Annotated in this window: 7 protein-coding genes; 4 read left to right on the top strand and 3 right to left on the bottom strand. The window is 67.8% G+C overall.

From position 1 onward, the window contains the following. The first annotated feature begins 93 nt into the window (after positions 1–93). The 3 genes from AC1DU6_RS17550 to pyk all read left to right on the top strand — a co-directional run bounded on the left by AC1DU6_RS17550 (position 94) and on the right by pyk (position 2,675). Positions 94–687: a helix-turn-helix domain-containing protein gene (locus tag AC1DU6_RS17550; RefSeq protein WP_056205199.1), complete on the top strand. Its 594-nt coding sequence runs from the start codon at positions 94–96 to the stop codon at positions 685–687. A gap of 16 nt (positions 688–703) precedes the next feature. Then, a complete protein-coding gene (locus AC1DU6_RS17545; RefSeq protein WP_056205195.1) occupies positions 704–1,177 on the top strand; it encodes a GNAT family N-acetyltransferase in 474 nt (157 codons plus the stop codon). A 67-nt stretch (positions 1,178–1,244) separates the two neighbouring features. Then, positions 1,245–2,675: a pyruvate kinase gene (pyk, locus tag AC1DU6_RS17540; RefSeq protein ID WP_056205191.1), complete on the top strand. Its 1,431-nt coding sequence runs from the start codon at positions 1,245–1,247 to the stop codon at positions 2,673–2,675. Between the two features lie 4 nt (positions 2,676–2,679). Here pyk and AC1DU6_RS17535 read toward each other — a convergent pair whose 3' ends face one another. Then, positions 2,680–3,114: a Cd(II)/Pb(II)-responsive transcriptional regulator gene (locus tag AC1DU6_RS17535; protein ID WP_457320698.1), complete on the bottom strand. Its 435-nt coding sequence runs from the start codon at positions 3,112–3,114 to the stop codon at positions 2,680–2,682. A gap of 78 nt (positions 3,115–3,192) precedes the next feature. On the opposite strand from AC1DU6_RS17535, the gene AC1DU6_RS17530 reads away from it, so the two are divergent. Then, the gene (locus AC1DU6_RS17530; RefSeq protein ID WP_457320696.1) at positions 3,193–3,825 is read left to right on the top strand and encodes a cation efflux transmembrane domain-containing protein; all 633 of its coding nucleotides are present in this window, start codon (positions 3,193–3,195) and stop codon (positions 3,823–3,825) included. On the opposite strand, the gene AC1DU6_RS17525 is transcribed toward AC1DU6_RS17530, so the two are convergent. Both AC1DU6_RS17525 and AC1DU6_RS17520 read right to left on the bottom strand, forming a co-directional pair. Next, positions 3,797–5,044: an NRAMP family divalent metal transporter gene (locus AC1DU6_RS17525; RefSeq protein ID WP_056205184.1), complete on the bottom strand. Its 1,248-nt coding sequence runs from the start codon at positions 5,042–5,044 to the stop codon at positions 3,797–3,799. The two genes, AC1DU6_RS17530 and AC1DU6_RS17525, sit on opposite strands and share 29 nt — an antisense overlap. A 122-nt stretch (positions 5,045–5,166) precedes the next feature. Next, a partial coding sequence (locus AC1DU6_RS17520) for an MBL fold metallo-hydrolase (RefSeq protein ID WP_477858585.1) occupies positions 5,167–5,973 on the bottom strand: 807 nt, incomplete at its 5' end.

Below are 5,973 nucleotides of genomic sequence, written 5' to 3'. Positions count from 1 at the left end.
GTGGGAAATTGACGCCCCAGGTCAGCACGACGGCCATAGCGGCGATCAATGGAGCGAGCTGGCGGTCCTTCATATCGGCTAGCATATTCTCATATGAGAGAAGAATTCTCTGAATTGAGCGAAGAGGGGCAGTTCGAGCGTCAACTGGCCGAGCGGCTGGCTGCGCTGCGCACGGCCGCCGGCTGGTCGCTGGACGAGTTGGCTTTGAAAAGCGGCGTCAGCCGCGCAACGCTGAGCCGGCTGGAGCGCGCCGAGACCAGCCCGACGGCGACGCTGCTGTCGCGCCTGGCCCGTGCCTACGGCCTGCCGTTGAGCCGCCTGCTCGCCGAAGCCGAGGCCTTGCCCGTGCGCCTGTTGCGCGCCGCCGACCAGCCACGCTGGCACGACGTGCAGAGCGGCTTCGAGCGACTGATGCGCTGTCCGCCCCTGGCCGGCTTCGCGACCGAGGTCATCGAGGGCCGTCTCGCGCCCGGCGCCGAGCTGGCCTACGACGAGCCCACCGTCGCGCGCCTGGAACACCACCTGTGCCTGCTGGAAGGCCGGCTGCGGCTGACTCTGCAGGGGCAGGTCTTCGAGCTGGGCGCTGGCGACTCGATCAGCTTTCGCTGCCTTGGGCGCAGCGTTTTCACCAACCCCGGGGCCGAATCAGCGCGCTATCTGCTCGCGATGACGGTGCCTTCCCTGTAACTGGTATCCAACCACCATGAGTTCCGAACTGCCCGCCCGCCTTGCGCCGCTGGACCCCGGTCACCCCGATGCGCGGCGTCTGATCGCGCTGTCCGAGGCCTATATGGGCGCGCTCTATCCCAGCGAGAGCAACCACTTCGAGCCCGCCGATGGCCTGCGCCCACCGCAGGGCAGCTTCTACGGGCTGTGGCGTGGCGAGCAGCTCGTCGGCTGCGGCGGCGTCAAGCACTTCGACGCGGACGGCTATGGAGAGATCAAGCGTCTTTTCGTGCTGGATAGCGAGCGTGGCCGTGGCGTCGCCCGGCAGCTGATGGCGCAGTTAGAGGCCGAGCTGACCGAACGCGGCCTGCGGATCGCGCGGCTGGAGACCGGTATCCACCAGCCCGAGGCCCTGGCGTTGTACCGGCGTCTGGGYTACTCGGAGCGCGGGCCCTTCGGCGGCTACACGCCTGATCCATTGAGCTCCTTCTTCGAGAAGGTGTTGGGTTGAAACACGACGAAACTCGCGCGAGGCTTGGCGGACCATAATTCCGCGCCTTCCAAGAATCGAGACAGCCATGACCCGCGCCACCAAGATCGTCGCCACCCTCGGCCCTGCTTCCAACACGCCGGAGATCCTGGAGAAGATGATCCGCGCCGGCGTCGACGTCGTGCGGCTGAACTTCTCCCACGGCAAGGCGCAGGACCACATCGACCGCGCGACCATGGTCCGGGAAGCCGCGCAACGTGTCGGCAAGTCGGTGGCCATCATGGCCGACCTGCAGGGCCCCAAGATCCGCGTCGGCAAGTTCGAGGGCGGCAAGATCGAGCTGATCCCCGGCGCGCCCTTCATCCTGGACGCCGACCGCACCGAGCTGGGCAACCAGGACATCGCCAGCCTCGACTACAAGGAACTGCCGCGTGACGTGAAGCCCGGCGACACGTTGCTGCTCAACGACGGCCTGCTGGTGCTGACCGTCGAGTCCGTGCGCGGCGCGCAGGTCCACACCATCGTCAAGCTCGGCGGCGAGCTGTCCAACAACAAGGGCATCAACAAGCAGGGCGGCGGCCTGACGGCACCGGCACTGACAGCCAAGGACATGGACGACATCAAGACCGCGATGTCCTTCCAGTGCGAATACCTGGCCGTCAGCTTCCCCAAGAACGCCACCGACATGGAAATGGCGCGCCAGCTGGCCAACGTGGCCGGCGAGGCTTATCGCCACAAGCCGGCCATGATCGCCAAGATCGAGCGCTACGAAGCCATCCCCCACCTCGAAGCCATCCTGAAGGCCAGCGACGGCATCATGGTGGCGCGCGGCGACCTGGCCGTGGAAGTGGGCAACGCGGCCGTGCCGGCGCTGCAAAAGCGCATGATCAAGATGGCCCGCGAGCTGGACAAGGTGTCCATCACGGCCACGCAGATGATGGAGTCCATGATCGTCAACCCGGTACCCACGCGTGCCGAGGTCAGCGACGTGGCCAACGCCGTGCTGGACGGCACCGATGCCGTCATGCTGTCGGCCGAGACGGCTGCCGGCAAATACCCCATCGAGACCGTCGAGCAGATGGCCAACATCGCGCTGGAAGCCGAGCGTGCCGAGTTTGTCAGTCTCGACACCGACTTCGCTGGCCGCCAGTTCGGCCGCATCGACCAGTCCATCGCCATGGGCGCGCTGTTCACCGCCTACCACCTGGGCTGCAAGGCCATCCTGGCCCTGACCGAATCCGGCTCGACGGCACTGTGGATGAGCCGCCACCGCATTCAGGTGCCCATCTTCGGCCTGACGACCCAACCGGTCAGCCAGCGCAAGATGGCGCTCTACCGCAATGTGCTGCCGCTGTTGATGCCCAAGTTCGAGGACCGCGACGTGGCCCTGGCCGCCGCGGAAAAGATCCTCGTCGAGCGCGGTGTGCTGATGCCCGGCGACACCTATGCCATCACCTGCGGCGAGCCGATGGGCTACCCCGGCGGCACCAACATGCTGAAGGTCTGCCGGGTCGGCTGATGCCCTAGTGGCTGTGGCCGACGTGGCTCTTGGGCGGTAGCTCGGCGCCCGGCTCGGCCAGCCCTTCGAGGATGGCGCAGGCCGGCTCGTTGCCCTGGCAGCGGGCGCGCAACGCGCGCAATTCCTTCTCCAGTTCCTGCAGCGCCGTGATGCGCGCGCTGACGTGGTCGATGTGCGCGTCCAGCAGCGCATGCACACCTGCTCCGTTGGCGCCACCGTGCCCGTCGCCCTGCAGCGCCAGCAGCGCCCGCACCTCAGCCAGGTTCATGTCCAGCGAGCGGCAGCGGCGGATGAAGTGCAGGCGCTCGACATCAGGCGGGCCATAGACGCGGTATCCAGCATCCGTGCGCGGTGGCGGCGCCAGCAGGCCCTCGCGCTCATAGTGGCGGATGGTGTCGACCTTTGTTCCGGTCAGGCGGCTGAGTTCTCCGATACGCATGTGACGATTCTCGGCTTGACTCTGGTGTGGCTCCAGGGTTTGCAATAGCGGCAGTTTTCAGCCAAGGTCTTCTCCACCATGAGCCACGCCTGCCACCACCATCACGATGAACCCAGCCCCGGCAATTCGCCGGCCTACCGCCGCGTGCTGTGGGCGGCACTGCTGATCAATGCGGCCATGGCCGTCGTCGAGATCACGACCGGCTGGCGCGCCGGGTCGCTGTCGCTGTGGGCCGATGCGCTGGATTTCATCGGCGACGCAGCCAACTATGGCGCGTCGCTGGCCGTGCTGTCGGCCGGGCTGCTGTGGCGGGCGCGGCTGGCCTGGGTCAAGGGTTGGGCGATGGCGGTGTTCGGCGTTGGTGTGTTGGCCCGCGCGGCCTGGGCCGCCTGGGCGGGCGAGCCACCGCAGGCCGCGACCATGGGTATCGTCGGCACGCTGGCCCTGCTGGCCAATGTGGGTGTGGCCGTGATGCTCTATGCCTGGCGCGAAGGCGACGCCAACATGCGCGCGGTCTGGCTGTGCAGTCGCAACGACGCGCTGGGCAATGTGGCCGTCGTGGCCGCTGCCGGTGGCGTGGCGCTGACCGGCCAGGCCTGGCCCGACTTGCTGGTGGCCGTCATCATGGCCGGCCTCGCCTTGCATTCGTCGCGCGTGGTGCTGCGCCACGCGCGTGAAGAACTCAGACCAGCGCCAGTGCCAGTGCGGTAAGCGCCATCACGCCGGTGGCAGCCCAGCCCATGCGGCGCAGCCTGGGGCCGATGACATGCTCGCCCATGACGGATTCGCGCGTGGCCAGCACCATCATCGCGGCCATGATGGGCACAGCGCTGATGCCATTGAACACCGCCGACCAGAACAGCGCCTTGACCGGGTCCAGCGGCGCGAAGCACAGGGCCACGCCGCCCAGGGTCGCGACGGCGATGACGCTGTAGAAGCCGCGTCCCTCGCCGCGTTCGAGCTTGAGGCTCAGGCTGTCGCGCCAGCCGGCCACCTCGGCCACCGCGTAGGCCGCCGAGCCAGCCAGCACCGGCACGGCCAGCATGCCCGTGCCGATGATGCCCAGGCTGAACAGCAGCGCCGCATGCTCGCCCGCGATCGGCCGCAGCGCCTCGATGGCCTGGGCCGAAGTCTGGATGTCGTGCACGCCTGCGGCATGCAGCGTTACGGCCGTGGACAGCATGATGCAAAAGGCGATGAGGTTGGAAAAACCCATGCCGACATGCGTGTCCAGCTTGATGCGGCGCAGATGGCGCTTCACGTCGGCTGGCTTGCAGGGGCGGCCTGCGCAGTCCTCGACCTCCTGGCCCGCCTGCCAGAAAAACAGATAGGGGCTGATCGTCGTGCCGAACAGCGCCACCAGCATCAGCACCGTGTCACGGTTCCATTTCAGCTCGGGCCGTATCGTGTGCAGCAACACCTCGCCCCAGTCCAGGCCCAGCACGATGACGACGCCGACATAGGCCAGCAGTGCCAGCGTCAGCCACTTCAGCCAGCGCACATAGCTCTGGTAGGCGAGGAAGACCTGCATCAGCACGCTGACCACGCCGAAGGCGATCGCGTAGATCAGCGCCGGGCCGCCCACCAGCATGTGCAGCGCGCTGGACATGGCGGCGATGTCGGCGGCGATGTTCAGCGTGTTGGCTGCCAGCAGCAGGCCTACCAGCGCCAGCAGCACAGGGCGCGGGAACGTGCGCTTCATGTTGGCCGCCAGGCCGCGGCCGGACACATAGCCGATGCGGGCGCTGACGATCTGGATCGCGGCCATCAGCGGCAGGGTGAAGACGACGCTCCACAACATGCCGTAGCCGAACTGCGCGCCGGCCTGGGAGTAGGTGGCAATGCCGCTCGGGTCGTCGTCCGCCGCGCCGGTGATCAGCCCGGGGCCGAGCTCATGGAAAGGCCGACGAAGACGGGCAAGGAGAGTCATGGCGTGGCTAGCCTAGCCGCGAGGATGGGGGCAGCCTGTCGGCAAGTTCCTCGGGCGGCTGTCGGATTTGGCGAAGCGGCAGACGCCGTGTCTCACCGATGGCCAACGTGAAGAAGGCTTCCTCAGCCAGCCCGAGCGCCGCGCGCTGCCGTTCGAGCTGGCGGGGCGGCTCGTCCAGCGCCTCGTCGGTCAGCTCGAAGGTGCCCCAAGTGCACGCCCAGCGAGCGCTTGGCGCCGAGGTCGGCGTGGATCTTCAGCGCTTCCTCTACGTTGACATGCTGGCTCTGCATGAACCAGCGCGGCTCGTAGGCACCGATGGGGATCAGCGCGATGTCGAAGCTGCCGCCTTGATGAGGCTGCTGGCGCTCGGCGAAGCGCTCGCGGATGTCGGTGAAGTCGCGCGAATAGCCGGTGTCGCCGGCGAAGAAGAGCTGGCAGTCCGGTGCGAACACGGCGAAGCCGCCCCACAGCGTCTTCATGCGATCGTTCAGGCCACGCGCCGACCAGTGCTGGGCCGGGACGAGCACGATGTCCACGCCGGCGAGGCGCTCGGCCTGCCACCAGTCCAGTTCCACGACGCGCTCGATGCCGCGTGCCTGGAACCAGGCCCTGAGGCCCAGTGGCACGACGAAGAGCGGGCTGCCGCCGGGCTGGCGCGCGAGGCTGCGTACCGAAGCCAGGTCGAGGTGGTCGTAGTGGTTGTGCGAGACGAGCACGGCGTCGACGTGGGGCAACTCGGCCAGCGCCACGCCTGGCGGCTGCTCGCGCTTCGGCCCGGCAAAGGGCAGCGGCGAGGCGCGCCCGGAGAAGATCGGGTCGGTCAGCAGGTTCAGGCCGCCAAGCTGGGTCAGCACGGTGGCGTGGCCGATCCAGGTCACCGCCGGCTGCTGCGCAGCGCCGTGGTTGGTGCGGATGAAGCCGAGATCGGC

The sequence above is a fragment of the Roseateles sp. P5_B10 genome (genome assembly GCF_056400485.1).
This window is presented reverse-complemented; position numbering and strand designations above follow the sequence as displayed.

Bases quoted from the DNA above. Each gene is read 5' to 3' on its own strand.
- AC1DU6_RS17525 (WP_056205184.1), bottom strand. From the start codon at position 5,044: ATGACTCTCCTTGCCCGTCTTCGTCGGCCTTTCCATGAGCTCGGCCCC.
- pyk (WP_056205191.1), top strand. From the start codon at position 1,245: ATGACCCGCGCCACCAAGATCGTCGCCACCCTCGGCCCTGCTTCCAAC.
- AC1DU6_RS17550 (WP_056205199.1), top strand. From the start codon at position 94: ATGAGAGAAGAATTCTCTGAATTGAGCGAAGAGGGGCAGTTCGAGCGT.
- AC1DU6_RS17535 (WP_457320698.1), bottom strand. From the start codon at position 3,114: ATGCGTATCGGAGAACTCAGCCGCCTGACCGGAACAAAGGTCGACACC.
- AC1DU6_RS17530 (WP_457320696.1), top strand. From the start codon at position 3,193: ATGAGCCACGCCTGCCACCACCATCACGATGAACCCAGCCCCGGCAAT.